The organism is Arthrobacter sp. TmtSoilC77 (assembly GCF_059739415.1).
This window is the reverse complement of the sequence record NZ_AP046050.1, coordinates 828,773-853,802: the sequence shown is the minus strand read 5'-3', so window position 1 is coordinate 853,802 and position 25,030 is coordinate 828,773. Positions and strand designations below refer to the sequence as shown.

The 25,030-nt window shown below is 61.9% G+C and carries 24 protein-coding genes and 1 tRNA gene; 12 read left to right on the top strand and 13 right to left on the bottom strand.

The features are described from left to right. Nucleotides 1–7: 7 nt before the first annotated feature. The 4 genes from AC6I99_RS04105 to upp are packed head-to-tail and all read right to left on the bottom strand — an operon-like array spanning nt 8 to nt 3,261. On the bottom strand, nt 8–1,399 hold the full coding sequence (locus AC6I99_RS04105) for a pyridoxal phosphate-dependent decarboxylase family protein (RefSeq protein WP_497960413.1): 1,392 nt from the start codon (nt 1,397–1,399) through the stop codon (nt 8–10). A gap of 50 nt (nt 1,400–1,449) precedes the next feature. Then, nucleotides 1,450–2,154 carry an HAD-IA family hydrolase gene (locus tag AC6I99_RS04100; protein WP_497960411.1) on the bottom strand — a complete coding sequence of 235 codons (705 nt, stop codon included), beginning with the start codon at nt 2,152–2,154 and terminating at the stop codon, nt 1,450–1,452. A 45-nt stretch (nt 2,155–2,199) separates the two neighbouring features. Next, the gene (locus AC6I99_RS04095) at nt 2,200–2,577 is read right to left on the bottom strand and encodes a VOC family protein (protein ID WP_224094365.1); all 378 of its coding nucleotides are present in this window, start codon (nt 2,575–2,577) and stop codon (nt 2,200–2,202) included. Nucleotides 2,578–2,625: 48 nt separating this feature from the next. Continuing rightward, nucleotides 2,626–3,261: a uracil phosphoribosyltransferase gene (gene upp / locus AC6I99_RS04090; RefSeq protein ID WP_224094363.1), complete on the bottom strand. Its 636-nt coding sequence runs from the start codon at nt 3,259–3,261 to the stop codon at nt 2,626–2,628. A gap of 22 nt (nt 3,262–3,283) precedes the next feature. On the opposite strand from upp, the gene AC6I99_RS04085 reads away from it, so the two are divergent. Both AC6I99_RS04085 and AC6I99_RS04080 read left to right on the top strand, forming a co-directional pair. Further along, the gene (locus AC6I99_RS04085; protein WP_224094362.1) at nt 3,284–3,820 is read left to right on the top strand and encodes a nucleoside deaminase; all 537 of its coding nucleotides are present in this window, start codon (nt 3,284–3,286) and stop codon (nt 3,818–3,820) included. A gap of 22 nt (nt 3,821–3,842) precedes the next feature. Beyond that, nucleotides 3,843–4,223, top strand: coding sequence for a VOC family protein (locus AC6I99_RS04080; RefSeq protein ID WP_497960409.1), 381 nt, complete (start codon nt 3,843–3,845; stop codon nt 4,221–4,223). 22 nt (nt 4,224–4,245) lie between these two features. Here the strand turns inward: AC6I99_RS04080 and AC6I99_RS04075 are convergent, their stop codons facing one another. Genes AC6I99_RS04075 through AC6I99_RS04060 form a run of 4 tightly spaced genes read right to left on the bottom strand, consistent with a single transcriptional unit; the run spans nt 4,246 to nt 7,884 of the window. After that, nucleotides 4,246–5,469, bottom strand: a complete 1,224-nt coding sequence (locus tag AC6I99_RS04075) for a DNA glycosylase AlkZ-like family protein (RefSeq protein WP_497960407.1) — start codon at nt 5,467–5,469, stop codon at nt 4,246–4,248. 4 nt (nt 5,470–5,473) lie between these two features. Beyond that, nucleotides 5,474–6,517 carry a glycosyltransferase family 4 protein gene (locus AC6I99_RS04070; protein ID WP_497960405.1) on the bottom strand — a complete coding sequence of 348 codons (1,044 nt, stop codon included), beginning with the start codon at nt 6,515–6,517 and terminating at the stop codon, nt 5,474–5,476. Then, nucleotides 6,481–6,879, bottom strand: coding sequence for a 6-pyruvoyl trahydropterin synthase family protein (locus tag AC6I99_RS04065; RefSeq protein ID WP_497960403.1), 399 nt, complete (start codon nt 6,877–6,879; stop codon nt 6,481–6,483). The genes AC6I99_RS04070 and AC6I99_RS04065 overlap by 37 nt, the downstream gene beginning before the upstream one ends. Nucleotides 6,880–6,882: 3 nt before the next feature. Continuing rightward, nucleotides 6,883–7,884, bottom strand: coding sequence for a zinc-dependent alcohol dehydrogenase (locus AC6I99_RS04060; protein WP_497960401.1), 1,002 nt, complete (start codon nt 7,882–7,884; stop codon nt 6,883–6,885). Between the two features lie 138 nt (nt 7,885–8,022). On the opposite strand from AC6I99_RS04060, the gene AC6I99_RS04055 reads away from it, so the two are divergent. Together AC6I99_RS04055 and AC6I99_RS04050 are read left to right on the top strand one after the other, a co-directional pair. Next, nucleotides 8,023–8,112 (top strand) — tRNA-Ser (locus AC6I99_RS04055). Nucleotides 8,113–8,348: 236 nt separating this feature from the next. Next, nucleotides 8,349–8,507, top strand: coding sequence for a hypothetical protein (locus tag AC6I99_RS04050; protein WP_224094353.1), 159 nt, complete (start codon nt 8,349–8,351; stop codon nt 8,505–8,507). Between the two features lie 222 nt (nt 8,508–8,729). Here AC6I99_RS04050 and AC6I99_RS04045 read toward each other — a convergent pair whose 3' ends face one another. Together AC6I99_RS04045 and AC6I99_RS04040 are read right to left on the bottom strand one after the other, a co-directional pair. After that, complete coding sequence (locus tag AC6I99_RS04045) at nt 8,730–9,563, bottom strand: FG-GAP repeat domain-containing protein (RefSeq protein WP_497960398.1); 834 nt, start codon at nt 9,561–9,563, stop codon at nt 8,730–8,732. 469 nt (nt 9,564–10,032) lie between these two features. Then, nucleotides 10,033–10,590 (bottom strand): phosphotransferase family protein, encoded by a 558-nt coding sequence (locus tag AC6I99_RS04040; protein ID WP_497960395.1) that lies wholly within the window; start codon nt 10,588–10,590, stop codon nt 10,033–10,035. Nucleotides 10,591–10,656: 66 nt separating this feature from the next. Between AC6I99_RS04040 and AC6I99_RS04035 the strand changes: the two genes are divergently transcribed. Beyond that, nucleotides 10,657–10,836 (top strand): hypothetical protein, encoded by a 180-nt coding sequence (locus AC6I99_RS04035; protein WP_224095173.1) that lies wholly within the window; start codon nt 10,657–10,659, stop codon nt 10,834–10,836. A 93-nt stretch (nt 10,837–10,929) separates the two neighbouring features. On the opposite strand, the gene AC6I99_RS04030 is transcribed toward AC6I99_RS04035, so the two are convergent. Together AC6I99_RS04030 and AC6I99_RS04025 are read right to left on the bottom strand one after the other, a co-directional pair. Further along, on the bottom strand, nt 10,930–11,577 hold the full coding sequence (locus AC6I99_RS04030) for a hypothetical protein (RefSeq protein WP_309931203.1): 648 nt from the start codon (nt 11,575–11,577) through the stop codon (nt 10,930–10,932). Between the two features lie 260 nt (nt 11,578–11,837). After that, a complete protein-coding gene (locus tag AC6I99_RS04025; RefSeq protein WP_497960392.1) occupies nt 11,838–13,118 on the bottom strand; it encodes an MFS transporter in 1,281 nt (426 codons plus the stop codon). Between the two features lie 462 nt (nt 13,119–13,580). Between AC6I99_RS04025 and AC6I99_RS04020 the strand changes: the two genes are divergently transcribed. The 6 genes from AC6I99_RS04020 to AC6I99_RS03995 all read left to right on the top strand — a co-directional run bounded on the left by AC6I99_RS04020 (nt 13,581) and on the right by AC6I99_RS03995 (nt 22,254). Further along, complete coding sequence (locus AC6I99_RS04020) at nt 13,581–14,132, top strand: SRPBCC family protein (RefSeq protein ID WP_497961917.1); 552 nt, start codon at nt 13,581–13,583, stop codon at nt 14,130–14,132. 133 nt (nt 14,133–14,265) lie between these two features. Then, the gene (locus AC6I99_RS04015; protein ID WP_497960390.1) at nt 14,266–14,886 is read left to right on the top strand and encodes a hypothetical protein; all 621 of its coding nucleotides are present in this window, start codon (nt 14,266–14,268) and stop codon (nt 14,884–14,886) included. Nucleotides 14,887–14,986: 100 nt separating this feature from the next. Next, on the top strand, nt 14,987–15,724 hold the full coding sequence (locus AC6I99_RS04010) for a YcnI family copper-binding membrane protein (protein ID WP_497960387.1): 738 nt from the start codon (nt 14,987–14,989) through the stop codon (nt 15,722–15,724). 114 nt (nt 15,725–15,838) lie between these two features. After that, nucleotides 15,839–16,468, top strand: a complete 630-nt coding sequence (locus tag AC6I99_RS04005) for a DUF4232 domain-containing protein (RefSeq protein WP_497960384.1) — start codon at nt 15,839–15,841, stop codon at nt 16,466–16,468. Nucleotides 16,469–16,523: 55 nt separating this feature from the next. Beyond that, the gene (locus tag AC6I99_RS04000) at nt 16,524–21,431 is read left to right on the top strand and encodes an ATP-dependent helicase (RefSeq protein WP_497960381.1); all 4,908 of its coding nucleotides are present in this window, start codon (nt 16,524–16,526) and stop codon (nt 21,429–21,431) included. After that, entirely contained in the window at nt 21,424–22,254 is an 831-nt protein-coding gene (locus AC6I99_RS03995) for a DNA-formamidopyrimidine glycosylase family protein (protein WP_497960378.1), read from the top strand. The genes AC6I99_RS04000 and AC6I99_RS03995 overlap by 8 nt, the downstream gene beginning before the upstream one ends. Before the next feature lie 8 nt (nt 22,255–22,262). Here the strand turns inward: AC6I99_RS03995 and AC6I99_RS03990 are convergent, their stop codons facing one another. Continuing rightward, nucleotides 22,263–23,315 (bottom strand): LacI family DNA-binding transcriptional regulator, encoded by a 1,053-nt coding sequence (locus AC6I99_RS03990; protein WP_224094334.1) that lies wholly within the window; start codon nt 23,313–23,315, stop codon nt 22,263–22,265. Nucleotides 23,316–23,645: 330 nt separating this feature from the next. On the opposite strand from AC6I99_RS03990, the gene AC6I99_RS03985 reads away from it, so the two are divergent. After that, complete coding sequence (locus AC6I99_RS03985; protein WP_497946551.1) at nt 23,646–24,956, top strand: ABC transporter substrate-binding protein; 1,311 nt, start codon at nt 23,646–23,648, stop codon at nt 24,954–24,956. Nucleotides 24,957–25,030 lie beyond the last annotated feature (74 nt).

Sequence of the window (25,030 nt, the reverse complement as noted above, 5' to 3'; positions counted from 1 at the left end):
GACGCCTCTATGCTTCCGGTTCGGCCTCTGCCGCACCTCGAACGGCTGCTATGGAGGCAGCTACGTCACCTGCGTCCGTGGACCAGTTGCTTACCGAAATCCGGAGGATATCGCGTCCGCGCCACGAGGAACCGGACATCCACACAATGCCTTCGGCCATGAGCCGTTGAGTAACCCGGCGTGTGCGGTCATCACTGCCGAAGACGACCGAGACTTGCGTGAAAACTACATCGTTGAGAATTTCCACGCCCGGGATACCAGCGAGGCCTTCCGCCAACGCGCGGGCATTTGCTGCCAGCCTGTCCACCATGGCAATGACTCCGGATCGGCCCAACTGCCGGAGGGCAGCCCATACCGGGATGCCCCGGGCCCTACGGGACAGTTCCGGAACTTTGTCGAACGGATCGCCCAGTCCGGTCTCCGTTGCAATGAGGTAGCTCGTGTGGACGCTGAAGGCGCGTCTCAGCGCTTCCGGCCGGGAGACGATGGCCAAGCCACAGTCGTACGGGACGTTCAATGTTTTGTGGGCATCGGTGGCCCACGAATCGGCGGCCTCTACTCCGGCCAGCCGCCCCCGCAGTTGTGGGCTGACCGCAGCCCACAATCCAAATGCGCCATCCACATGCACCCAGGCCTCGCGGTCATGGGCTACCGCAATAGCCTCGGACATCGGATCGAACGCTCCGGAATGCAGATTGCCGGCCTGCAGGCATACGAGGGAAGGTCCGGGTTGTTCATCCATGGCATCCGCGAGTGCCTCCGGGAGGATCCTGCCTTGATCGTCAACGTCCACGGGAACGCAGGCTCCCAGCCCCAGGTACCGCAGGGCGAGGTCCACGGCGGCGTGCCGTTCGCGGCCTGCAAACGTGGTGATCCGCGGCGCCCCGGTCAGGCCCAGGTCCGCGAGGTCCCACCCGGCTTCATCCATCAGGTATTGCCGCCCGGCAGCCAGCCCCGCGAAGTTGGCTGTGGTAGCGCCAGTGGTGAATCCGACGTCGGACCCTCGCGGAAGATCCAATAAGTCCAGGAGCCACGCCGCTGCGGATTCTTCGATCGCGGCGGCGGCCGGGGTCGCAAACCTGAGCCCGGCATTTTGGTCCCATGCCGAGACAAGCCAATCTGCAGCCATGGCAGCTGGCAACGTCCCTCCCATGACCCAGCCGTAGAAGCGTCCGGACTGGATTGCCATCAACCCGGGCTCAGCCAATGCGGCGAGCTCATCTACTACGTCAGCCGCGTCCGTTGCTTCATCGGGAAGGCTCGAAAGAAGGCTCGAGGCGACTTGGTCGGCGTCGGATGTGGGCCGGACAGAACGGCCGGGCACCGAGGCAAGCCAATCCGTAGCGTGCGCCATGGCCCGCTCCAGTGCAGCACCGTACGCCTCCGGCAACGCAGACATGCGCACAGCCTACTCCCGCTTCACCGGTTGGAACAGCGGAGGCGAACAGACTAAAGCGTGAAGCTGATGAGGTGACCGCTGTCGTCGTCCTTCACGGCAATGACGGTGACTGCGGAGTAGTCCGGGATACGCCACATGCCCGGCTCAAGCTCGCCACCGGCGTCGCCGACCACCACGGTTCGCATCCCGGCAGCCCGGGCGGCTGCGATACCTGCCGGGGCGTCCTCAAAAACCACGACGTCGGCTGGTTCCGCGCCCAGCAACGCTGCGGCTTTGAGGTACCCCTCCGGGTGCGGCTTGCCGCGCGTAACGCCTTCGGCGGTGACCGCAGTAGTTGGCATGGAAAGGCCAGCGGCCTTCATCCGGATATCGGCAAGGATGCGGTCCGCGGATGTGACGAGCGCAATGGCGTCGTCCGGCAAGGCAGCGAGCAGCGCTTCGGCGCCAGGGAGGGCAATCACGCCGTCGGTCCGCGTTCGTTCCATCTGGCCGAGCTCGGCAGTCAAGGCTTCAAGATCGGCTCCTGCTGGAGCATACCGGCGCACAGTATCGCCTGCTTGCACGCCGTGGGACGTCCGCAGGATCTCGTTGTAATCCAGGCCGTATCGTTCTGCGAATTCCAGCCACACCTGCTCGACGATCGCTGTGGAATCAACCAGTGTTCCGTCCATGTCGAACAGGACAGCACGGACGGTCAGGGTTGGCGATCGTTCGGCTTGTGCGGAAGGCAAGGTTGGTTCGGCAGGATGGCTCATGGCTCCATCCTGCCGCACCATGCAGGGGTGGCGTCGAACTGTGACCTAGCCGTTGGGCCGGTGCGGAATGTACTGCACAGCCCACTTATTGCCGTCCGGGTCCGCAAAGTGGACGAAGTGTCCCCAGTCCTGGACATCGATATCGCTGACCTCGACGCCATTGGCCTTGAGGTGCTCGTGCGCTTTGTTGATATCGCTCACCACCATTTGCAGGGATGGCGCTGTTCCCGGAGGGGCATCGCTGAGCCCTTCGCCGATGGCGATGGAACAAGCCGAACCCGGCGGCGTCAACTGCACAAAGCGGATGCCGTCCATGGGACGCTCATCGAAATCGGCGTTGAAACCAACTTTGTTGACGTAGAAGTCCTTCGCGCGATCCACGTCGGACACAGGGACAAACACCAGTTCAAGTTTCCAGTCCATGCGCCACAGGCTAACCGGGCGCGCCGGAAAGCGGTAGGGGCGTGCGGATCAGCCAGCCACGCCGTAGAGGCGGTCGCCGGCGTCGCCCAAGCCCGGCACAATGTACGACTTATCGTTGAGTTTCTCGTCGATCGAAGCCAGGACCACCTTCACGTTGGCGTCCTTGAGTTCCTCTTCCAGCTTGGCCAAGCCCTCAGGGGCTGCCAACAGGCAGATGCAAGTGACGTCCGAGGCGCCGCGCTTGAAGAGGAACTTAATGGCCTCGCGCAGGGTGCCACCGGTCGCAAGCATAGGGTCCAGCACGAAGATCTGACGTCCGGTGAGGTTCTCGGGGAGGCGCTCAGCGTAGGTGATGATGTCCAGCGTTTCTTCGTCGCGGGCCATACCCAGGAAGCCGACCTCGGCGGTGGGAACCAGCTTGGTCATGCCTTCCAGCATGCCCAGGCCTGCGCGCAGGATGGGAACCACCAGTGGAGTCGGCTTGGTGAACGCCGTGCCAATGGTCTTCGTGACAGGGGTCTCGATCTCGACTGGCTGTGTCTTGACCTCCCGGGTGGCCTCATAGGCCAGAAGGGTGACGAGTTCTTCAGTGAGCTGCCGGAAGACCGGTGAAGGGGTGTTCTTATCCCGCAGAACGGTGAGCTTGTGAGCGACCAGCGGGTGGTCCACGACGAGTGTGCGCATCGTCCAAAACTATCATTGAGATATGAGCGCCAACGAGCCGTATCACGCAGAACACATGGCTTGGATGGGCCTTGCCTTGGACGAAGCCCGGCTGGCGCTGGAGACGGACGACGTGCCGATCGGCGCGGTTGTCTTAGGACCCGACGGCGGTGTGCTGGGTTCCGGACGCAACGAACGGGAAGCGCACGGGGACCCAACCGCCCACGCAGAGATCGTCGCCATCCGTGAAGCCGCGGCTGCCCTGCAACGCCACGCCCTCGAATTGGGCGAAGGGGGCGATGGATGGCGCCTGGAGGACTGCACCTTGGTGGTAACCCTCGAACCGTGTGCAATGTGCGCCGGGGCAATTGTCCTGGCACGGATTCCCCGCGTCGTGTTTGGCGCGTGGGATGAGAAAGCCGGGGCCGCAGGTTCCGTGTTCGATATCCTCCGCGAGCGCCGGCTCAACCATTGGGTGGAGGTCTACGCAGGCGTGCGTGAGGAAGAATGCGCCACGCTCCTTCGGGACTTCTTCGCTACGCACCGCGTACCGGCGGCGGAGCACCGATCGCCCGCTTGAGCTCTATGCTGAGGAGCCAATCATGACAATCGCTTCCAACCACACCATCGTCTACGCCAAGGACAAGCAGGCGTCCGCTGCGTTTCTGGCCCGCATCCTTGGGCTTCCCACCCCACAGCCTATGTGGTCCTTTGTCACTGTTTCCCTGGAGAACGGCGTCACGCTGGACTTCCTCGAAGCCCCGGGAACCATCGCGCCGCAGCACTATGCCTTCCTGGTCAGCGAGCAGGAGTTCGATTCGATCTTTCTGCGGATCACCGCCGAACACATTCCCTATTGGGCAGACCCTGCACGGTCCCGTGCGCAACAGATCAACCACAACGACGGCGGCCGCGGGATCTACTTCTGCGACCCGGACGGGCACTTCCTCGAAGCAATCACCCGGCCGTATGGTTCGGGCTGAATGCCTATTCGGGCTGAGCGCGTTACAGGCCAGCGGCCTCGTTGAGTGCGTCGATCCGCAACTGGCGGGACGCTGGTGAGTCCAGGCTGAACGACCTGAAATCGCCAAGTTCATCGCGGATCCATGCTTCAACTTCGGCGATCCGCTTACTGACTGCGGCAGTGGGCTTGGCGAAGGTCCAGGCCGCGATGCGTTCTTTGCCGGGATCGTACTGCCACAGGCCGATGATTCTGCCCCTGTCCAGAACCGGGTGATCCGGGAGGTCGGCCTGAAGCGCAAGGGTGGTGTCCAGGACCTTCTTTCCTTTGTCTTCCTCAGCGAACATGTCAGCCGAATTCCGCCTGTGGAGGACCAGTGAATCCGTGCCTGCAAGCAACTGGATCTGTTCGTCTCCGGGCTCTTGGAAGTCGGCCAGGCGTTCGACGTCGTCCGGCAGCATCCACAGCACGTCACCGTTTGCCGTGGGCACTTCTACTGCCCCGACGCCCGCGAGCGCCGCTTTGGTCTGGGCTACGGTGAACGCGGTGAACCACTGGCTCTGCTTGAGGGTCGCTCCGCCAGTCCAGCGCAAGTACCGTTCGAGCAGGAGGCGGCGGGCGGCGTCGTCGTCGAGTTTGCTGGGCGGCAGGCCCCAGCTCGTGTAGGCGTAGCGCTGCTGGTCGAGGCGGCCGTTGATGGGGACCCGGCGGATGCGGCCGTCGGCTTGGAGCAGGCCCAGGGCCGTGGGCAGTGTAGTGGCGGCGCCCTTCTTCTTGCCTTCCTCCCCGAGGCTCCGGACGGAATCGCCCAGTTGGTCCTTCAGCTGTCTGGGGTCCAGGGGATCACTGGATTCTTTGAGGGCATGCTCAATCTCGTCTTCCAACAACGTGATCTCGCCGCGTTCGACACCCATCCTGGCCAGCACTTTGAACGGGGCGATGGCGGCGTCCCGGCCTACCTGCAGGCCCCAGGCAAAGTCGGCCTGGCCCAGGACGTAGGTGCAGGCGCGGGCAGTGGGGAGTTCGTGGATCCGCAGTTCTTTGACGTCGCGGTCCATCTGTTCGCGGCTGATTCCGGCCCGCGCAAACAGTGTCAGGTACGGATTGGCGCCGCCCACGGAGCGTGCCCAGCCGGCGTGGTCCAGGACTTCCTCGGATGTCTTTCCTGCGAGTGACCCGTCGAGTCCTTGTTTGTGCCAGGCCCAGGCCCGGAGACGCTCCGGGGTGAGGGTTGTTGCGGCAGGTATGGTCTGGACTTTGGGCGTCATGGCCCTATTCTGCACCCCCGCCGCTGCCGAGGGCTTTCAGAACGGTTGCTGCTGTGGTGTCCCACCCGGGAAGGTCGGACCGCGCCTGGAGTGCTGCCGTACGCCAGCGCTCTTGGAGCTCTTGGTCAATGAGCCATCTCCGGAGGGTGCTGGCAAGGTTGTTGGGCTGTGTGAGGTCAAGCGCCATCCCCGCTCCCGTGTTCCCGAGGGCTTCCACAGCACCGGTCCCCTGCCGGACAACAACCGGAACGCCATGGGCCAGGGACTCCGTCACTACCAGCCCGAACGCCTCGGACTTCGAGATGAGGATGCTGAGATCGGCTGTGCTCCATTGGTCCTCCAGCGGTTTGCCGGTTAACTCCCCAGTCATCATGATGCGGTTTTGGAGTTTGTAACGTTCGACGGCGGCCCTCACCTCTGCCGCGTACGCCGGGTCCGGCTGGTCTGTGCCGATCAGGGCGGCCGTCCATGGGAGGTCCATTAGCGTGGCGAGTGCTTCCACCAGTTCTGTTTGGCTCTTGTTGGGCAGCAACGCGGCGAGGGCGATGATGTGAGGGGGTTTCGAACCCTTTGCTGTTTCAGCCGCTTCAACTCCGGGCTGGGCAACCACCACGTTTTTGAGGCCATGGGTTTTTTCCAGCGCGGCAGCAGCATGGGCGCTCGGGCATATCACTCCCGTGGCCGCGGTCATGGCCCTGGACTCAAGGTCCGGGTAGTCTGCGAGCGCCATGTGGGACAGGATCCACACCTTGGTTCCGGCGCTCACCGCGCCCGCCACTTCGTCCGGCGCCCCACTGGCGACCAAGCCATCGGCAATCACTGTGGTGCCGCCGTCGAGCATTCCGGCAAACCGCTGCCGGTCCGCCGGGCTCCCAACCGGCCAATCGCCGTCGACGATGACTGTCTCTATCCAGACGCCCAGGGCCGTCAGTTGCTCGGCGAGCTTGGCGTTGTACTTGTTCCCCCCGGAGCCGTGCCGGACGTTTCCCGGCACCAGGAAGCGGATGTGCATTACTTGGCCGGGAGCTCCCGTGAATATCCTGCCCACGCATCCGGATTCTCGCGAAGGAGGACGTCGATACCGTTGAGGGCTGGTCCATCCGGGGTGTCCGTGATGCGTGCGGCAACTGCGTCGGCGATGTGCTTGGCCAACGCCTCCGTGGTGGACAACTTGCCCTTGAACGCGGGGTGTTCGTCGAGGTTCTTGTAGTTCAGGTCGTCAAGAATTTCCTCGAGAATGCCGCCTGCAGCACCGATATCCAGGACGATCGCGTCCTCGTTGAGATCGGGGCGGCGGAAGGTCACCTCGGCGACGAATGTAGCACCGTGGAGGCCCTGCGCGGGGCCGAACGCTTCGCGGGGAAGGCTGTGGGCAATCATGAAGTGACGTCGGACGGTCAGGCTGAACATGTCTTATTCCTCCGGCTTTGGATAGGCGACCACGTGGCAAAAGCCGCCGGGCTGTTCAAACAACTTAACGAGGGTGACGGGCAGATTCTGAAATTGACACTCGCTGCTGAGGAATGCATCGAACAGCGGATCTTTCAGGGTTGCCGCCGCGAGTTGGAGGCGCTGGGCGTTGGTTCTCCTGTGCCTTCTGGGCAGCGCCACTGCCCCAACCTGGCTGGAGCGGATGGTGAGTCGCCGGGCGTGGAAATCCTCGCCCAGCGGCAGGCTGACTTCCTTGTCAGCGAACCACGAAAGCTCGATCACCTCGGAATCATCGCCGGCCAGTTGAAGGCTCAGTTTGAGACCCTCGTTGGATGCGGAACAGTGGAAAACGATGTCGCAATCGTTCTCTGCCTCGTCCGGGAGCGCGAAGTCAATGTTGAGTTTTTCGGCGAGATTTCTCTTGTCCGCATCTGCATCCACGAGTTGCAGGCGGCCCAGCGGATACTTCCGGAGGATGGTCGCCAGGACACCGCCCACCAGGCCACCCCCGACGACGGCGACACGGTCTCCCAGCCTCGGCCCGGCTTCCCAAAGGGCATTGATGGCCACTTCCACGATGCCCGTAAGCACGGCACGGCGGGCAGGCACCCCTTCCGGGATGGCTGTGAGCTGGCTCGTGGGGACTACGTAAAAATCCTGGTGCGGGTGCAGGCTGAAGACGGTTTTGCCGATCCAGTTGTCCGGGCCTTGTTCTACGACGCCGACGGACAGGTAGCCGTACTTGACCGGCCCTGGGAAGTCGCCCTCCTGATGTGGGGCGTGCATCAGATCAGCAACGCGCTCCGGAACGCGCCCTTCATGCACCACGCGTTCCGTGCCGCGGCTGACGCCCGAGTACAGGGTCCTGACGAGGGCTTCCTTGGGACCCGGAGTTGGTAGGGCTTCCGGGCGCAACTCACCGTGTCCCGACTCAGTGACCCAATAGGCCTGGGCCTCGTGTTCTTGTTCGCGCGAGATAGTCATGATGCTTATGAATCTATCGCTGGGTTGGGGTGCGCGGAAGTTGAGTTCACTTCCCGGCGTTTCCCGGGCCCGTGTCCGAGCGCTCGCTTCGGGCTCGTTTTGGGGAACCGGCCCCAACTCCGGTACCCTATTTCAGTTGGTGACGTGTCCGAGCGGCCGAAGGTGCAACACTCGAAATGTTGTTTGGTGTAAAAGCCAACGTGGGTTCAAATCCCACCGTCACCGCCACGTAGAAAGGCCCTGCTTCCCTTTGTTTATGAGGGATGCGGGGCCTTTCTTCATCTATGGACACAGCGTGCATTGGTTCTGAGCCTTGCCCTGTTCATGTTTTCCGGCAAGTCATGGCGATTCGTTGGCACGGCCAGGTTTAGCAGCATCCCCATTTCCTTCCGGTGCGGGTAATCTTGATTTAGTAAGGGCGCTTAGTTTATGGCTAGTTTGTTCGACAACGCGAAAGGAAAGAAATGATCATCCTGGGACTTGTTCTGCTGATCGTCGGCTGGCTACTCAATATCGGCATCCTCGTCACCATCGGCTGGATTGTGCTGGCCATCGGCCTCATACTGCTTATTCTCGGCGCGCTCAATCGCCCCATCTTGGCTGGGCGCCGGTATTGGTACTAGCCACGACGCCCTGACGCTTTTCAGCGCTTCGAGCTAAATTTGGACAGAGGCATGCCCTTTGGATGGCCGCCCTGGTGCGTCCAAGTGCCCCGTTACGCCCCTCAGCCGGCAGCATGGCCTCAATGATGGACTCATGCGTGCGTGCATGAAGACCGGCGTCCCAGGAGGATAGCTGCTCGTTCGAGTGGGCGAAGAACCCTCGCCACCGGGCTGGCGCGCAGTTCAGCCGAAGAGTGCCGGTGTTGGGATGTTCAGGAGCCGCCGTGTCCACGTAAAGCTGCCTGCCCCGTTGCCAGGATAGAGCCACATGGAACCCGCGATATCGCGGGCGATGACGTCGGCATGTCCGTCATAGTCAAAATCTCCGGGGGCGGCAATCAGATCCATCTTCTGCCAGCCCCACCCAACCTGTACGCGGCTCATCCACCCGCCAGCCCCGTTTCCCGGATACAGCCACATCGCACCACCCGTATCCACAGCGAGAACGTCCGGCTTCCCGTCCGCATTGAAGTCACGTCCACTGAAGATGGAAGCCATGATGTTCCACCCCGACCCGACTTGGGTGCGCCCGGGCAGCCATCCACCAGAGCCGTCGCCCCTATACATCCAGAGCGCACCCGCGTCGTCGCGGGCCAGAACGTCGGAGGCGCCGTCACCGTTCCAATCTCCAGGTGAAACCATTGCTGTCATCACGTCCCAGCCCCAACCGACTTGTTCCGCGTCGGCCCCGCCAATGCCGGTGCGTAAATACAAGCCGCCGTCGCTGCTGCGGAACATCCAATCGGATTGGGAATTTCCATCCCAGTCCCCCGGTGTCACCAAGGCGTCCGCGTCCAAAACGACAGTGTTTCCAGGGCCCAGACCCTGCCCTTCCCAACCCGGCTTACCCTCATAGACAATGACTCCGCCTTCGTCAGTGATGGTGACCAGATCGGAATAAACTACACCCCAGTCCCACCACAGCTGAATGAAGTTGTGCCAGGAGTCATCTGCGCGGGCGGGAGCAGCCATCGCGGGCTGGGTAAGCGTCATGGCAATTACAGCAGAAAGGATCATGACCAGACGGCGCACGGTACCCCCCAATTCCTAGCGCACCCCAACGAGACGCTCTTGCCGCGAGGGTACTCGGCTTGCCATCGCCGCCGCAATATTTACTGTTGCGTTTCCACGCAACGTTGCACGCATGGAAAGGAACAAACTCTGACCAGGGCAAAACAGGCGTAGCGGTAACGCAGCAGTAACGGAATCTCTGCGAATGGGTATTTGAAGATGTGAGCGGATGTACCCGATCACCGCTAAGTCCCCGGGGATTCCGGCCGTGTTCGGCCAGGTGTCGCGGGTGTCCATATGGGTTCAAATCCCACCGTCACCGCCGCGTAGAAAGGTCCTGCTTTCCTTTGTTTATGAGGGAGGAGGGACCTTTTTTGGCCGGGTGGGCGGAAGCATGGCAGCGGAGGCTGCACCTACGATGTACGGTTCTTCCAGCCAAGCAGTGAGGACATCTAAAAGTTGGCCAGCGCGTCACTCAGCATCCTGTGGCCCTGTCGCTCAAGCCCTTCGTCCCCAACTTGGTATGCCCATGCAGAGGTAGCCACAGCCTCGCGCAGGAGCGCACATCCCACTGCTCACGATCTCTGGGATCTGATCCGTACCCCTCAAAAAAGGCAGCCTCCAAATGAGGATGAGACCGCCACTGCTGCACAGCCAGACGACAGAAGTCAGTTGCAGCTGGCCTGAATCCGTAGCGGCCAAAGTCGATGATCCTAAGCTCGGTGCCGTCTATCAGCCAGTTGCGTGGTTGCCAGTCACCGTGGGTCGGGACGAGCACCACAGGGTTCGGCTGATATGCGCCGAGAATGGCCTGGACTTTCTCAACGAAAGCTCTTTCGATGCGGTGGGGCATCCTCAGCCACGACAACGCTTTGGAAGTGGCTGCCGACTCGTAGTCCGGGTCAATCCGCGACGCTTGCCTGTGAAACGCACGCAGCAGGCACCCGGCTTGCAGATAGGTTTCAGCCTCATGTTCAGCTTCGGTTCCCTCCACGAGAGAACCCTCCAGATATTCGGTCATCAAGATGTTCATGGAACGATCCGATTGAAGCAGCTTAGGCGCGCGGGTCTGCCGGGCCCACACATTCACCGAGGTCTCGTGGGCTTCTATCTCACGTCCTATGTGGTGATTCAAAGACCCAGCAGCTTTGACTATGTACTTATGGTGCCTGTTCGCTACTTCAAGGACTGCGGTATCTACGAGATTCCAGGAGAGATCCTTGAGGAGACGAACACCTGGCAACCAGCTTTCTACAAGTTCGGCCTGGCTCACGCTTAGCCGGTTACAGTGCCAGGATTCCATTCCAGAAGACTAATCCTCGATGCAGTCCCACATCAGCTTGAACGGAACTCTTTCCGCGCGAGGCAACTGCTACTGCCATGACATCGTGAACCAGATGATCGCGATGACGTAGCCAACCAGTGCCAGCAAAGCGAAGCGTTTGGGCGTGCCCACTGGGTTCTTCTTGGTAAAGCCGAAGAACGAGTTGATATTGAACAAATGAAGCAGCAACCCTCCGCCAAGCAGCCCTACAAACATCGAAGGTGGGGCCACCAAAAGAACGCTCGCGGCAAAGAACACATACTCCAGCACGAACGCCAGTCGGGGCCGGGCCCACAGGCCAAAGCCGACGCGGCGATCATTCCGTCCCCAGCCAAGTACTGGAAGGTCCCGGAGGTGGACCACCGCATCCAGAAGCCAGTGAGACAGGACGCCGACCCAAAAAAGAACACCTACAAGGACACTCTGATAAATCAGCCCGGCCAGCAGTGCGGGCACAATACTGAGCGCACCACCGAGGACCAGCGAATGTGAGTACGGGTAGGAGGTGAATTTGACGCGGGATTGCAGCGGATTATTGCGGTCCACTTTAACCGACTCTTTGCCAGCGAAAACCAATCCAGGCCAAACAATGTCTGGCCACGCGACTGCCACGGCGATGGGTAAGGCGGGCGTTTCAGGCGCAACTGCGAGAATGACCGCAGCTGCGGCGAAATGACCTATGTACACAATCGTCAAGCCTAGTGTCGGCAACAACGGCATCGGCATTCTTAATCCGCCACCGCGAGTCGCTCTGGTAGTCACCACGAGCGAGATCGGGGCGCTCCCGGAAAGCTAAGGCGGGGAGACCAATCTCTCGGTACGATTCAGCACAACGAACCAGCAAAAGCACCGACTACTAATAACGTGGCCGCACCCCCCAAACATGATGCAGATCGATGTCATCGGCTCTGTATGAAGGCGGATAGACGGCGGCTAGCCATAAGGGACAGCGTGCTCTACGTACGGGGCGAAGCCAGGGACGATTTCTCCTGGTGTGTTGGTGTCGGAGTAGAGGCACTTGATGCGGTGATACGCCCTACAACCAACACCAAAGCAAGAGCAATGATCACAGGGACACAGACTGAAAGAACAATGAAGCTGGTATCCACGCCGAATCCAATGAGGACGCCGCCGAAGATCGGCCCAACCACGGATCCGAGTCTGCCCAGCGAAGCAGCCCATCCGACGCCGGCCGTCACGGTTGCTTGCGGATACAGTGTGACCGCCAGCGCCGTAGCGCCGATCATTCCGGCCTGGAGTCCCAGGCCGACTCCACCGAAGACCAGCAGCAGCAAAGTTTTGTCGGGGCCGAGAAACGCAGAAACAACAAGGAACGTAATGGCGACGGCCGAGGTTCCAGCCAGCACGGACGTCATGCGGAATCGACGCGATCCGACAATCAGCACGCCAGCACCCACGATGCTTCCGATGCCCAGAGCTGCTGACCCCAAGGGTGCTAGCCCGGCACTGAAGCCGTAACTGGTGAGCAGGGTCGGCAACCACGACGAGAACACGTAGAACACGGCGAATATGAGGAAGGAAAAGGCCCACAGGAGCAGCGTCCTGCTTCGAACAGAGGCATCGAACAGGCGGGCAACCGACGCATGGTGCTTGGCCTCGGGCGCTTCGTGGAGCGGGTCTGACGCTTGGCTGCCTGACAACCCGAACCACAGGAATGGCAGGAGAACGCCAGAGGCGATAGCACCCAAAATGAACACCCATTCCCACCCAAATGCGCCCACAATGCCACTGCCGGTGAGACCCGCAATGAGTGCCCCGAAGGAGATGCCCGTCATCACGACCACTGCAATGGATTGACGCAAGCGTGCGGGATTGACTGCGGTTGCATGCGATACAGCGGCTGGAAGAACGGCTCCCAATCCCAGACCCGTTATGAACCGCAGAATCGTGAGTTCCACAATCGAAGTCGACCACGCTGTCAGCAGCGAACCAACAGTGAAGACCACAACTGCAGAAAGGATGACGTTCCGGGTGCCCAGCCTGGCCACGAGGCGTCCCACAGCGAGATATCCCAGAGCCACTCCGGCGCTGGTCAGCGAGAGGGCAGGAGTGAAGAACGAAGGCTGAACCCCCCAGTCCTTGGCAATCGTAGGTATGGACACACCCAGCGCGACCGTGTCATAGCCATCGAGCACTACAGCCGCGCATGTAAGAAACAGAACCCACCATTTCGGCTTTGCCTCTTCCTGTTTCTTGAATTCGCTCGTCGTGTCCATTGGACATCCTTAAGGTAGGGAGGGCTTCGAATCCAGTTTTCGAAGCTGGGGCATCCACCGGTCATCGGCGGCTGGACAAACCACGGCGAGAGATAGGCCTCCGTCATTGGAGGCTCCCTCATGCGACTTCTCAATTACCAACAACAGATGCAAATTCGCCGTCAAACGTGGCCCAAGTGCGGGGCTGGCGAGGTGCCGAACGTGGTGAAGATTATTGGCACTTCGTCATTTTTATCTTCTTAGTGCTTAAAGGTCAAGACCTAATTTGCTTGATACTAAGTATCTTATGGATGTTAGTGCTTTCCATGACCTGAACTTCAGTCCAGCTATTTCCCGCCGGAGTCCTACTCATACAGGTCCGCCCAGCAGCGACTTTTCGTAGGAACAGCCGCCGTGTCAGCAGTACATTAATCACGGATGCCACAAGACACCCTCGGAGCCACACCCACTGCGGAGGCACCAATGGCCGGGTTGACCAATAAGACGAACAAAAGCACCGACTACGAGTTCGTCACCGTGTGGCGTGTGCCCGGAACACGCGAGGAAGTGGTGGATGTCCTCGGCAACGCGGGTACCCTCAAGCAGTGGTGGCCTGCCGTCTATCTCCAAGTCACCCCGGTAAACGAGGGCAACCCGGATGGCACCGGTAAATCCTTCGACCTCCACACCAAGGGCTGGCTTCCTTACACCTTGCGTTGGCGGCTCACAGTTACCGAACCCGTTACCCTGCACGGCTTTGCGCTCAAAGCCGAGGGAGACCTCAACGGCACTGGCCGCTGGACTTTCGAAACCGACGGCCCTGAAGTCGTCATCACCTACGACTGGCGGGTCAGCGCCGCCAAGCCACTCCTGCGCAGGCTGAGCTGGCTCCTGAAGCCTGCATTCTCGGCCAACCACCACTGGGCCATGGCGCGTGGCGAGGAAAGCCTGAAACTTGAGCTCCGCCGTCGTCGTCCTGGTGCGGACCTCAGCCGTATCCCGGAGCCACCCGGACCAACCTTTGTCCGCACCTAATGCGCCGGCATCGCCACAAAGCGTCAAAGTATCCACATAGGCACCCATCCGAGGCCAGTCCAGCTCCGAACTCCCGATAGAATCAGGACGCTGACAACAGCAGCATCCAGGCAGGCTATTTAGGGAGGACTCCGTGCGCTTATCGCAGCCCCGGGCACCCTTCCATGCCTTGCGGTCCGGCGCGATCTCGCTCGTTATCGTGTTTCTTGCTGCCGGAGCCCATGTGATCGGCGGCGGCGAACTTCCCGTTGTCCCGGTCCTGTTGGCACTTGTCGCCTTGACGGCATTGGCCGCGACGCTGGCCACGCGCTTCAAACTCAACGTCGCCTCCATGACAGCCTTGCTTGGAACCAGCCAGTTCGTACTCCACGAAGCCTTCACGGCTTTGAGTCCAGTGACGGCAACAGCCCAAGGAAATGCCCACCACGCCGCGGCCGAGCCCCTGAATCCTTTGCTCTTCACAGCGGCGCCCCACCTCCATGAGTTGGACTCAACCCTGGGCGCCGTGATGTTGGCTGGCCACATCCTGGCCACGATCGGCTCTGCCGTGATCCTGGCCAAGGGCGAGGACGCACTGTGGCAGCTGGCGGCGTGGCTGCGTCCTTTGGTTGCGCTTCCCACCCTGCTGTTCAGGCCCGACGCCGGAGCCTCCCCTATCGCCGTCGGCGCACCGGACGTCTTCCTGCCCCGCCCTTGGCGGAACCTGAGGCAAGACAGCCGCCGCGGCCCGCCCGCCGCCGTCGTTCTTCCCTGATTCCGCCCGGCACCAGCGCAACGCACCAAGCAGACGCCTTTGGTGACGGGCCATAAACCCGTACCCGGCGCCAACTCCGGCGCCCTTGAAAGGCAATCCCATGAAGAAGTCCACCCTCCGCCGTACCCTGTCCGCGACCGCTGCCGCTGGCGGAACCGCCGCCTTGATGATGGCCGGCCTGGCCGGAGCATCCGCACACGTATCGGCCGATCCGAACAAGACTGCCGCAAACTCGTACGCCCTGTTGACGTTCGGTATCCCCCACGGCTGCGACACGTTCGGCACAACAAAAGTCGCTATCTCGTTGCCCGAGGAATTGACCGATGCCCAGCCCACGGTCAACCCAAACTGGACCGTCGAGAAAGTTACGGAGACGTTGGCGGAGCCGAAGAAGCTGGACAATGGCACCACCATCACCAAGCGGACCAGCCAGATCGTGTACACAGCCAAGGCTCCGCTGGACCCGCATCTTCGTGATGCTTTGGTTCTCTCGGTCAAGCTGCCCGACGTCGCCGGCAAGACGCTTTACTTCCCCACTCTGCAGACCTGCGAGCAGGGCCAGACTGACTGGTCGGAGATCCCGAAGGAGGGACAGGACGAGCACGAACTCAAGGCCCCGGCCCCGTCCGTCACCATCACACCGGCCGAAGCCGAAGGTGACCACCACGCAGCAGGCACGGTGTCAACGGAGCAGGCGTCATCGGTGACCGACGACGGATCACAGGCACGTAGCTGGGCGGGCCTTGTTGCCGGTATCGCTGGTTTGGGCCTGGGCGGCGCCGCATTCTTCCGCGGCCGGTCAGCGAAGACAGCAGCAGCCAAGGTCGACGCCAAGTAACAGGGCGAACCTTTAGCGGATTGGCGTCCGGAAAGATCACGATCCGGACGCCAATCCTCTTTCCTTGCCGTGGCTCAATTGACTCGCGTCACACCCGGCGCAAGGCTGGTGCGCATGTGGACTCAGCGCATCAAAACCGGACTTGTGACGACGACGGCAGCAGCCTCGCTGCTGCTCCTTGCTGCTTGCGGGCCAAGCCCAAGCCCCGCGGGAAGCAGCAGTGCCCCGCCCACCTCATCTTCGGCATCTCCGACGTCGGCTTCCCCCAGCGCGAGCAACTCGCCTTCGCCATCGGGAACGGTCAGCTCCGCAGCACCCGCCGCCGAAGGTCAATGCAAGGCCGATTCCCTGACTGCCGCCACTGATTCCACTGGCGGCGGCGCTGCCGGAAGCATCTACGAAAAACTGATCCTGACGAACTCCGGAACCACACCTTGTAGCCTGGAGGGTTTCGCAGGCGTTTCTTTGACGGCCGACGCCAACGGTGCCCCTATCGGCGAGCCTGCTACCCGAGAAACCACCACGCCGGTCACCAAGATTGAGCTTGCTCCGGGCAAATCGGCGTGGGCTGAACTGCGCTACACCCAGGCTGGAAACTACGGCGACTGCACCAAGGTGCCTGCTGCCGGTTACCGCATCTACCCGCCAAATGACACCGCGTCACTGTTCGTTGCCGAGCAGCACGATGCCTGCAGCAACACCGGCATCAAACTACTGACCATCACTGCCTTCCAGGCCGTCTAACCATCAACCCACGGCTCGGGCTTATTCTGTCTGAGCCGTGGGGCATGATGGAGGAATGCAGGAGCAGCAGGCGTCCACGGGCGCCATCGGCCGTTTCAGCCAGGCAACCAGGGAATGGTTCCTTGGCGCTTTTTCCGCGCCCACCCCAGCCCAGGATGGCGCCTGGAACGCTATCTCTTCGGGCTCGCATGCCCTGGTGGTGGCCCCCACTGGTTCCGGCAAGACTCTTGCCGCCTTCCTTTGGGCCTTGGACAGATTGCATTCCACGCCGTCGGACACGTTGCCGGGGTTGGAATCCGTCCCCGACGGGAAGGGGCGCGCCAAACGTCCTAAAACAAAGACCCGCGTCCTTTACATTTCGCCACTCAAAGCACTGGGCGTGGACGTGGAACGGAACCTTCGCTCACCGCTCATCGGGATAACACAAACCGCCAAACGATTGGGACTGCCGGCACCTCTTGTGACAGTCGGAGTCCGCTCCGGAGATACGACGGCGGCAGATCGCCGCTCGCTGTTATCGAACCCGCCGGACATTCTGATCACCACGCCGGAGTCCCTTTTCTTGATGCTGACGTCCCGTGCCCGGGAAACGTTGAGCGAAGTAGACACCGTCATCATCGACGAAGTGCATGCTGTAGCTGGAACCAAGCGGGGCGCCCACCTCGCCGTGTCCTTGGAAAGGCTCGATGCCCTTCTATCGAAGCCCGCCCAGCGAATAGGCCTCTCTGCTACGGTGCAGCCGCGTGAGCTTGTGGCCCAGTTCCTGGCCGGCCAGGCACCTGTGGAAATTGTGGCTCCGCCGTCCAAGAAGAACTGGAACCTCACAGTCACTGTGCCTGTGGAGGACATGTCGGACCTGCAAGGGGCCGCGGGCGCATTTGACTCCGGCCCTGCTTCCGGGCTTCAGCCGCAGGCATCCATCTGGCCCCATGTTGAGGAACAGATTGTCGATCTTGTCCTTTCCAAGCAGTCCACCATCGTCTTCGCCAACTCACGCCGCCTGGCCGAACGGCTGACCGCCAGATTGAACGAGATCCATGCCGAGCGGCAAATGTTGGCCGCGGCCGGCGGTGAGTGGGGTGCTGCCGGCAAGGCAGAGGATTCGGGAAGCTGGGGCACCGGGCCGGCCACCCAGTCCGCGGGGGCCGCTCCCGTGTCCACTGCGACACCGGCGCATATGATGGCCCAGGCCGGCAGCACCAGCGGAGCAGATCCTGTCTTGGCACGCGCCCACCACGGTTCGGTTTCCAAGGACCAGAGGGCCATGATCGAGGATGACCTGAAGTCGGGCAGGCTGCGCTGCGTCGTTGCCACATCGTCACTGGAACTTGGCATCGATATGGGAGCCGTGGACCTTGTCATCCAGGTGGAGTCACCGCCCTCGGTAGCCAGCGGCCTGCAGCGAGTAGGGCGTGCCGGCCACCAAGTGGGCGAGATCTCCGAGGGCGTGTTGTTCCCCAAGCACCGGGCTGACCTCCTTCACACCACCGTCACAGTGGAACGGATGCTGAGCGGCCAAATCGAGCGCCTCAGCATCCCCACCAATCCCTTGGACATCCTGGCCCAGCAAACCGTCGCCGCCACGGCCCTGGGCAGCATCGACGTCGAGGAATGGTTCAGCACCGTGCGCCGATCGGCGCCGTTTGCCAGCCTGCCCCGGTCCGCGTTCGAGGCCACGCTGGATCTGCTGGCCGGACGGTATCCGTCCGACGAATTTGCAGAACTTCGGCCACGCATTATCTGGGACCGGCATGCAGGCACCATTGAGGGCAGGCCGGGGGCACAGCGACTTGCGGTCACCTCGGGCGGCACCATTCCTGACAGAGGCCTTTTCGGCGTGTACATCATCGGCACGGAAGTTGAAGGATCCTCCCCGGCCAACGCCGATGGTGAAGGCCCCAGCGCCTCCGCCCGTGCCGCGAAAGGTGGACGCCGCGTTGGCGAACTCGACGAAGAAATGGTCTACGAGTCGCGGGTAGGCGATATCTTTGCCCTCGGAGCCACCAGCTGGAAAATCGAAGACATCACCCATGATCGCGTATTGGTCTCCCCTGCTTTCGGCCAGCCTGGAAAGCTCCCCTTCTGGAAGGGCGATTCGCTGGGCCGTCCGGTGGATCTCGGCCGCGCTTTGGGAGCCTTCATCCGCGAGCTCTCCGCGGCCGACCCCGCGCCCGCCATGGAGCGCTGCCAGGCAAGTGGGCTCGATGCCTTCGCGGCCGGCAATCTGCTGCAGTATCTGGAAGAACAGAAGCAGGCCACAAACATCGTTCCCAGCGATCGAACATTGGTTGTGGAACGTTTCCATGACGAACTCGGGGACTGGCGTGTTGTTCTCCACAGCCCGTTCGGAATGCCTGTTCACGCGCCGTGGGCTTTGGCCGTTGGACAACGCCTTCAGCAGCGGTACGGCTTGGATGGTTCAGCCATGGCCGCCGATGACGGCATCGTTCTTCGCGTGCCCATGATGGAGGACGAGCCACCCGGTGCTGAACTGTTCCTGTTCGATCCCGAGGAACTCGAACAGATCGTCACCGCCGAGGTTGGCGGGAGTGCGTTGTTCGCCTCGCGGTTCCGTGAGTGCGCCGCCCGCGCCCTGTTGCTCCCCCGTCAAAACCCAGCCAAGCGCCAACCCCTATGGCAGCAGCGTCAACGCTCGGCCCAATTGCTGGACGTCGCCCGGAAGTACCCGTCCTTCCCTATCGTGCTCGAAACCGTCCGCGAATGCTTGCAGGATGTTTACGATCTGCCCGCCCTCAAGGACATTGCGGCATCGGTCGAACGCCGCGAACTGCGCATTGTGGAGACCACCACCCAGCAGCCATCACCCTTCGCGAAGTCCCTGCTGTTTGGCTATGTGGCACAGTTCCTTTACGAGGGCGATTCCCCCTTGGCGGAGCGTCGGGCGGCAGCCCTCGCCTTGGATTCCACGCTGCTCAATGAGCTGTTGGGCAGAGTGGAACTGCGCGAGCTTCTTGACGCCGCAGTCATTGATGCCACGGAACGCGAGCTGCAGCGGCTGGTGCCGGACCGTCGCGTGCGGGGAATGGAAGGCGTCGCTGACCTCCTCCGGTTGCTTGGTCCGCTCGGTGTTGAGGAAGTGGCGGAGCGCCTTGAGGAAGGGCCGGACGCCGGCTCACACCTTGCCGCACTCCAGAAAGCCAACCGGGCGCTAAAAGTAACGATCGGCGGCCTCGAGCGTTTCGCGGCAGTGGAAGATGCCGCCCGGCTGCGCGACGCCATTGGTGTCCCCCTGCCCATGGGCGTGCCGCTCGCCTTCATTGAGCCCGTCCACGATCCCCTGGGCGACCTCGTCTCACGGTATGCGCGCACGCACGGACCATTCACAGCAGCCGAGGCCGCATCCAGGCTGGGCCTTGGCGTCGCTGTCGTCAATACTGCACTGAAGCGGCTCGCTGCCGATGGCCGTGTCGTGGAGGGCGAGTTCCGGCCACATGCCGTGGCAACGGAGAGCACCCCACAAGAGCCGCTGGACTCCGAGCTCATGTCCGCGGACGCACCGCCGTCCAGCGAATGGTGTGATGCCGAGGTCCTGCGGAAGCTCCGGCGTCGTTCTCTGGCCGCCTTGCGCGCGGAAGTTGAACCCGTTGACACTGCCGCCTATGGGCGGTTCCTGCCGGCATGGCAGAACGTGACCGCACCCGGGAAGTCCCGAAGCCAGGCATTGCGCGGACTCGATGGCATCATTACGGCGGTTGATCAACTCTCAGGCGTTCCCATCCCCGCTTCCGCATGGGAGCCATTGGTGCTCTCCAGCCGCGTGGCGGACTACAAACCAGCCATGTTGGACGAGCTCATGGCTGCCGGTGAGTTGTTGTGGTCCGGGGCTGGCGCCTTGCCCGGAAACGACGGTTGGATCAGTCTCCATGTTGCTGACTCCGCCGAGTTGACGCTCAATCCGGCCCCGGACTTCGAACCCGGGGATGCGCAGCAGCGGCTCCTGGACTACCTGGGTGCAGGTGGCGGTTACTTCTTCCGCCAGCTCACTGAAGTGGCAGGCGGAATGGACTCCGTGCTGAGCGATGATGCAGTGGTCTCGGCGCTTTGGGATCTGGTGTGGGCGGGCCGCGTCACGGGTGACACCTTTGCTCCCGTGCGCGCCATGATCGCCGGTGGGCGCACAGCACATCGGCAGGTTGCCAAAGCACCTCGCGCGCGTGCCCCGAGAATGAGCAGGTTGGGGCGCTCCCACGGTACGGGCCTTCTGGGCTCCCCCGGGCTTACGGGTGGGCGCTATGGTTCCGTCTCCGGCACCGCTCCCGCCCCGCCATCGGCCGTAGGACGCTGGTCCGCGCTGCCTTCCCCCGAACTCGACCCGACCATCCATGCTCGCGGCACCGCCGAGCTTCTGCTGGACCGCTATGGCGTCGTCACCCGGGGCTCGGTCATGGCCGAGAACATCATCGGCGGTTTCGGCCTCATGTACAAAGTTCTGGCCCGGCTCGAGGAAGCCGGACGTTGCCGCCGCGGCTACTTCATCGAGCACTTGGGAGCCGCCCAATTCGCAGTCCCCGCGACCGTGGACAGGCTCCGTTCCTTCACCGAAGATGCACGCATCACCAAGGCAGAGCCCACGGCACTGGCACTTGCAGCCACGGACCCGGCCAACCCTTACGGCGCCGCGTTGCCTTGGCCTGCGCTGTCCGTCGACGCCGGTTCCGGACACCGCCCCGGACGGAAGGCCGGCGCGCTGGTGGTGATGGTCGACGGCGCGTTGGTCCTTTATGTTGAGCGCGGCGGTAAGACTCTTCTCACCTTCAGCCACGACGACACCGTCCTTGCGGCGGCTGCCCAAGCTTTGGTGGACGTGGTGCGACGCGGAGCAGTGGACAAGCTTTTCATGGAAAAGGTCAACGGTCACGACCTCCTGGACACGCCGATTGCTGCTGCCCTTGCGGCTGCCGGAGCCTACTCAACCCCGAAGGGGCTGCGGATCCGTGCCTGAGGGAGATTCCATTTGGCGTGCAGCTTCACGCCTCAACGCGGCCTTGGCCGGGCAGGTCATAACAGCTTCAGACTTCCGGGTACCGCGTTTCGCCACCCTGAACCTAGCGGGTTGGACACTGACCGAGGTGGTCCCCCGGGGCAAACACCTACTCATGCGCTTGGCCGGACCGGAGGACGAGGAACTCGGAGCGAGCAGGAAACCGCGTGAGCTGACCATCCATTCCCATCTCAAGATGGAAGGCAGTTGGATGGTCTACCCACCGGGAGGCCGCTGGACGAAGCCAGGCCACACTGCGCGTTGCGTGCTACGAACGGCTTCCGTTGACGCAGTCGGGTTCTCATTGGGCATTCTCGAGGTGGTCCCAACCAGCGAGGAAGATCGGATCGTCGGACATCTGGGGCCTGATCTGCTCGGCCCTGACTGGGACGAAGAAGAAGCCCTCCGCCGGCTCCAGGCTGAACCCGACGTCCCCATCGGCTACGCCCTGCTCGATCAGCGGAAGCTGGCCGGGATCGGCAACATCTATCGCTGCGAAGCATGCTTCCTTTCCGGAATCCACCCCGCGTTGCCTGTGGGCTCAGTGCCGGACCTCGCCAAGACAGTCAACGATGCCAAGCGGCTCCTGGGCGAGAACCTGGGTCCAGGCCTGCGGACCACCTTGGGCCCCCGGGCGATGAGGCCCGGCTACTGGGTTTATGGCAGGGCCCGGCAGCCATGCAGGCGCTGCGGAACACCTGTTCGTCGCGACGTCCTCGCAGCGCCGGATGGAACCGAAGAGCGGGACATCTACTTCTGTCCCAGATGCCAACCACGTCCGTAGGCGTGTTGCTACCCACCGCCCACGAGGTTGTCGTCGCCCCTAAATCCTGTTGATTCCCGTTTAACGATTTTGAAGTCTGCTTTGACCGTCTTGGGGGGTGATTTCCCATCCCTTTCCTGGATTCGGTTCACCAAGAGATCCACTGCCGTCTCTGCGATCTCAAGCCTGCCAGGGTCAACGCTGCTGAGCGAGGGCAGGGAGAACCGGCCCTCATCGAGGTTATCGAATCCGATCAGGGCAACATCGTCGGGTACGTGGAGGCCCGCCTGGGCAAGAGCGCGGAGGGCACCGAGCGCAAGGGTGTCGTTGAGGGCGAATATCGCGTCGAATCCGGTGCCGTCGGCAATCAGACGCCGTATGGCGGCCACGCCCGTTTCCCGGACCCAGGTCCCACCTCTCACTACGAGTTGGGGGTCATACTGGATGCCTGCAGATTCCAAAGCTTGACGGTAGCCCCGCTCGCGCAGACTCGCCGAACTCGCGTCATCGGCTATGGCCTCTGGAGCCCCGATGAGCGCGATTCTGGTTCGCCCGATGTCCAATAAGTGTTCCACCGCAGCCCGGGCGGACGACGTATTGTGCATTGTTACGTGGTCGGTCGGCCCTCCGAAAATACGTTCGCCGAGGAGGACGAGTGGATCGCCCGTGGTGAGGACATCCACGTCCTGCTGTCCGATTGCCGCGGGACTAAAAAGCAATCCGTCGGTGAAACGCATCTGTCCGCCGGAGAGGATCGAAATCTCCAGCTCACGATCCCCGTTGGTTTGCTCTATGAGAACACGCAGCCGTCGCTTGGCAGCAGCACGAATGACAGAATCCGCCAACTCGGCGAAGTAGGTCTCACGAAGGGAGGGAACCGCGAGGCCAATAACTCCGGTCTTTCCCGAACGCAGTCCGCGTGCCGAAAGATTGGGCCGGTAGCCCATCTCATCCACAATTTGCCGCACTCTAAGCCTGGTGGCCGGGCCGACCTTTGGGTTGTCGTTGAGGACATTCGATACTGTCTTGATCGAGACTCCGGCTGCCCGGGCCACATCATGAATAGTCGGATTCGCGTTCATTCAATGCCCTTCCTACCCTGCAGCATCTCCTGCGAGGGCAATGCCTAGATCATAGCTTCACGCAATCTTCCGGATTTTCCTTGACGCTCTCGCAAGCATCCACCTACCATGAGGTTCAACGTTGTACCTACAGACGCTCACCTCCTCTGCGCGACCCGCAAGACACATGAGCACTGAGCCCTGAACTGCTCCGAGCCGGTGGAACGCCACACGAACTACACGTGCCAAGGATGCTTTTGCATCTAAGGTACAACGTTGTACCCATCGCGTTTCACCCTGGCCCATGGCGGAGCTCCCGGGCAAAAATCATCGATACGAAGGAGTATGTAAATGCCAAAGAAGATTCTTGCGGCAGCGGCGATAATTGCCTCTGCCGTAGCCTTAAGCGGCTGCTCGGACGGAGGAAACGCTTCGGCCAAGAGCGGAGTTCCTACCGACAAACCCATCACCCTCACCGTCTGGAGCTGGGACGGTACCGTCAAGGAAGCCGTGACAGGGTTCGAAAAGCTCCATCCGAACATCACTGTCAATGTGGTCAATGCCGGTTCATCCACCGATGAGTACACAGCATTGGACAACGCTATGCAGGCCGGATCAGGGGTGCCGGACATTGCAATGTTCGAGTACTTTTCGCTCCCCCTCTTCGCTATCCCCGGCAAGCTCACTGATCTATCGCCGTATGGCGCCCAGGACCTCGCTTCTGATTATGTCGATGCCGCCTGGGGCAACGTGACCATCGACGGCAAGCCCTACGCTCTTCCGTCTGACTATGGCCCGGCTGCGATGTTCTACAACCAATCAGTCCTCGCACAAGCAGGCGTCCCTGCACCTCCCACAACCTGGGACGAGTTCTATCAGGCCGCCAAGAAGGTCCGGGCACTCGGCGGGGACCACTACATCACCAATGATTCTGCCGACATCTTCCTGCTGATGTCCCTGATGTGGGAGGGTGGCGGCCACCCATTCAAAGTGAACGGGACGGAGGTGACCATTGACTTCAACGACGCGGGCAGCAGCCGCGCCGTGGCCTTCTGGCAGAAGCTCCTCGATGAAGACCTCGTCAACACAAAGGTAACCAACTGGTCCGATGACTGGAACCGGGGACTGAACGAGGGCACCCTTGCAACGCAGCTCATCGGCGGCTGGTTCACCTCCACCCTCCCTGAGCGCGCACCCGACGCAGCTGGAAACTTCCGGGTCGCCCCACTCCCCCAGTGGGAGGCCGGCGAAAAATCCGGCGGGGAAAACGGCGGAAGCGCCATGGCCATTCCTGCGGCCGCGCAAAACAAGGAAGCGGCCTACGCATTCCTTGAGTACTTCACCCACGGTGACGGACTCCAGCCGCGCATCGACGCAGGAGCGTTCGTTCCCAACCTCTCAAACCTCAACAGTGAGGCTTTCCTGAGCAAAACAAACCCCTTCTTCGGAGACCAGAAATACAACCAGGTCCTCGCAGACGCATCCAAGAACGTGGCCACCGGCTGGCAGTATCCGCCGTTCTTCGGATGGGCGCGCTCAAGCTACGAGGACGTTGCCGCCCCCTTGTACGACAGCCGTCAAGGCACTCTTGCGGAGGTCCTGGAGACCTGGAAGAAGCGCAGCATCGAGTACGGCAACGAACAAGGATTCTCTGTCCGTTAGCGGCGTGCGGTGCCGCGTGAGCCTTCACGCGGCACCCACCGGCCGTTACTGCAGATGAAACATGAAAGAAGGAC

Excerpts from the sequence above, each read along its gene's own strand:
- AC6I99_RS04085 (WP_224094362.1), top strand. The coding sequence starts at position 3,284 with ATGAGCGCCAACGAGCCGTATCACGCAGAACACATGGCTTGGATGGGC.
- AC6I99_RS04060 (WP_497960401.1), bottom strand. The coding sequence starts at position 7,884 with ATGACTATCTCGCGCGAACAAGAACACGAGGCCCAGGCCTATTGGGTC.
- AC6I99_RS04105 (WP_497960413.1), bottom strand. The coding sequence starts at position 1,399 with ATGTCTGCGTTGCCGGAGGCGTACGGTGCTGCACTGGAGCGGGCCATG.
- AC6I99_RS04020 (WP_497961917.1), top strand. The coding sequence starts at position 13,581 with ATGGCCGGGTTGACCAATAAGACGAACAAAAGCACCGACTACGAGTTC.
- AC6I99_RS04065 (WP_497960403.1), bottom strand. The coding sequence starts at position 6,879 with ATGTTCAGCCTGACCGTCCGACGTCACTTCATGATTGCCCACAGCCTT.
- upp (WP_224094363.1), bottom strand. The coding sequence starts at position 3,261 with ATGCGCACACTCGTCGTGGACCACCCGCTGGTCGCTCACAAGCTCACC.
- AC6I99_RS04075 (WP_497960407.1), bottom strand. The coding sequence starts at position 5,469 with ATGACGCCCAAAGTCCAGACCATACCTGCCGCAACAACCCTCACCCCG.
- AC6I99_RS04000 (WP_497960381.1), top strand. The coding sequence starts at position 16,524 with ATGCAGGAGCAGCAGGCGTCCACGGGCGCCATCGGCCGTTTCAGCCAG.
- AC6I99_RS04080 (WP_497960409.1), top strand. The coding sequence starts at position 3,843 with ATGACAATCGCTTCCAACCACACCATCGTCTACGCCAAGGACAAGCAG.
- AC6I99_RS03990 (WP_224094334.1), bottom strand. The coding sequence starts at position 23,315 with ATGAACGCGAATCCGACTATTCATGATGTGGCCCGGGCAGCCGGAGTC.
- AC6I99_RS04025 (WP_497960392.1), bottom strand. The coding sequence starts at position 13,118 with ATGGACACGACGAGCGAATTCAAGAAACAGGAAGAGGCAAAGCCGAAA.
- AC6I99_RS04100 (WP_497960411.1), bottom strand. The coding sequence starts at position 2,154 with ATGAGCCATCCTGCCGAACCAACCTTGCCTTCCGCACAAGCCGAACGA.
- AC6I99_RS04050 (WP_224094353.1), top strand. The coding sequence starts at position 8,349 with ATGATCATCCTGGGACTTGTTCTGCTGATCGTCGGCTGGCTACTCAAT.
- AC6I99_RS04045 (WP_497960398.1), bottom strand. The coding sequence starts at position 9,563 with ATGATCCTTTCTGCTGTAATTGCCATGACGCTTACCCAGCCCGCGATG.
- AC6I99_RS04040 (WP_497960395.1), bottom strand. The coding sequence starts at position 10,590 with ATGAACATCTTGATGACCGAATATCTGGAGGGTTCTCTCGTGGAGGGA.
- AC6I99_RS04010 (WP_497960387.1), top strand. The coding sequence starts at position 14,987 with ATGAAGAAGTCCACCCTCCGCCGTACCCTGTCCGCGACCGCTGCCGCT.
- AC6I99_RS04005 (WP_497960384.1), top strand. The coding sequence starts at position 15,839 with ATGTGGACTCAGCGCATCAAAACCGGACTTGTGACGACGACGGCAGCA.
- AC6I99_RS03985 (WP_497946551.1), top strand. The coding sequence starts at position 23,646 with ATGCCAAAGAAGATTCTTGCGGCAGCGGCGATAATTGCCTCTGCCGTA.
- AC6I99_RS04095 (WP_224094365.1), bottom strand. The coding sequence starts at position 2,577 with ATGGACTGGAAACTTGAACTGGTGTTTGTCCCTGTGTCCGACGTGGAT.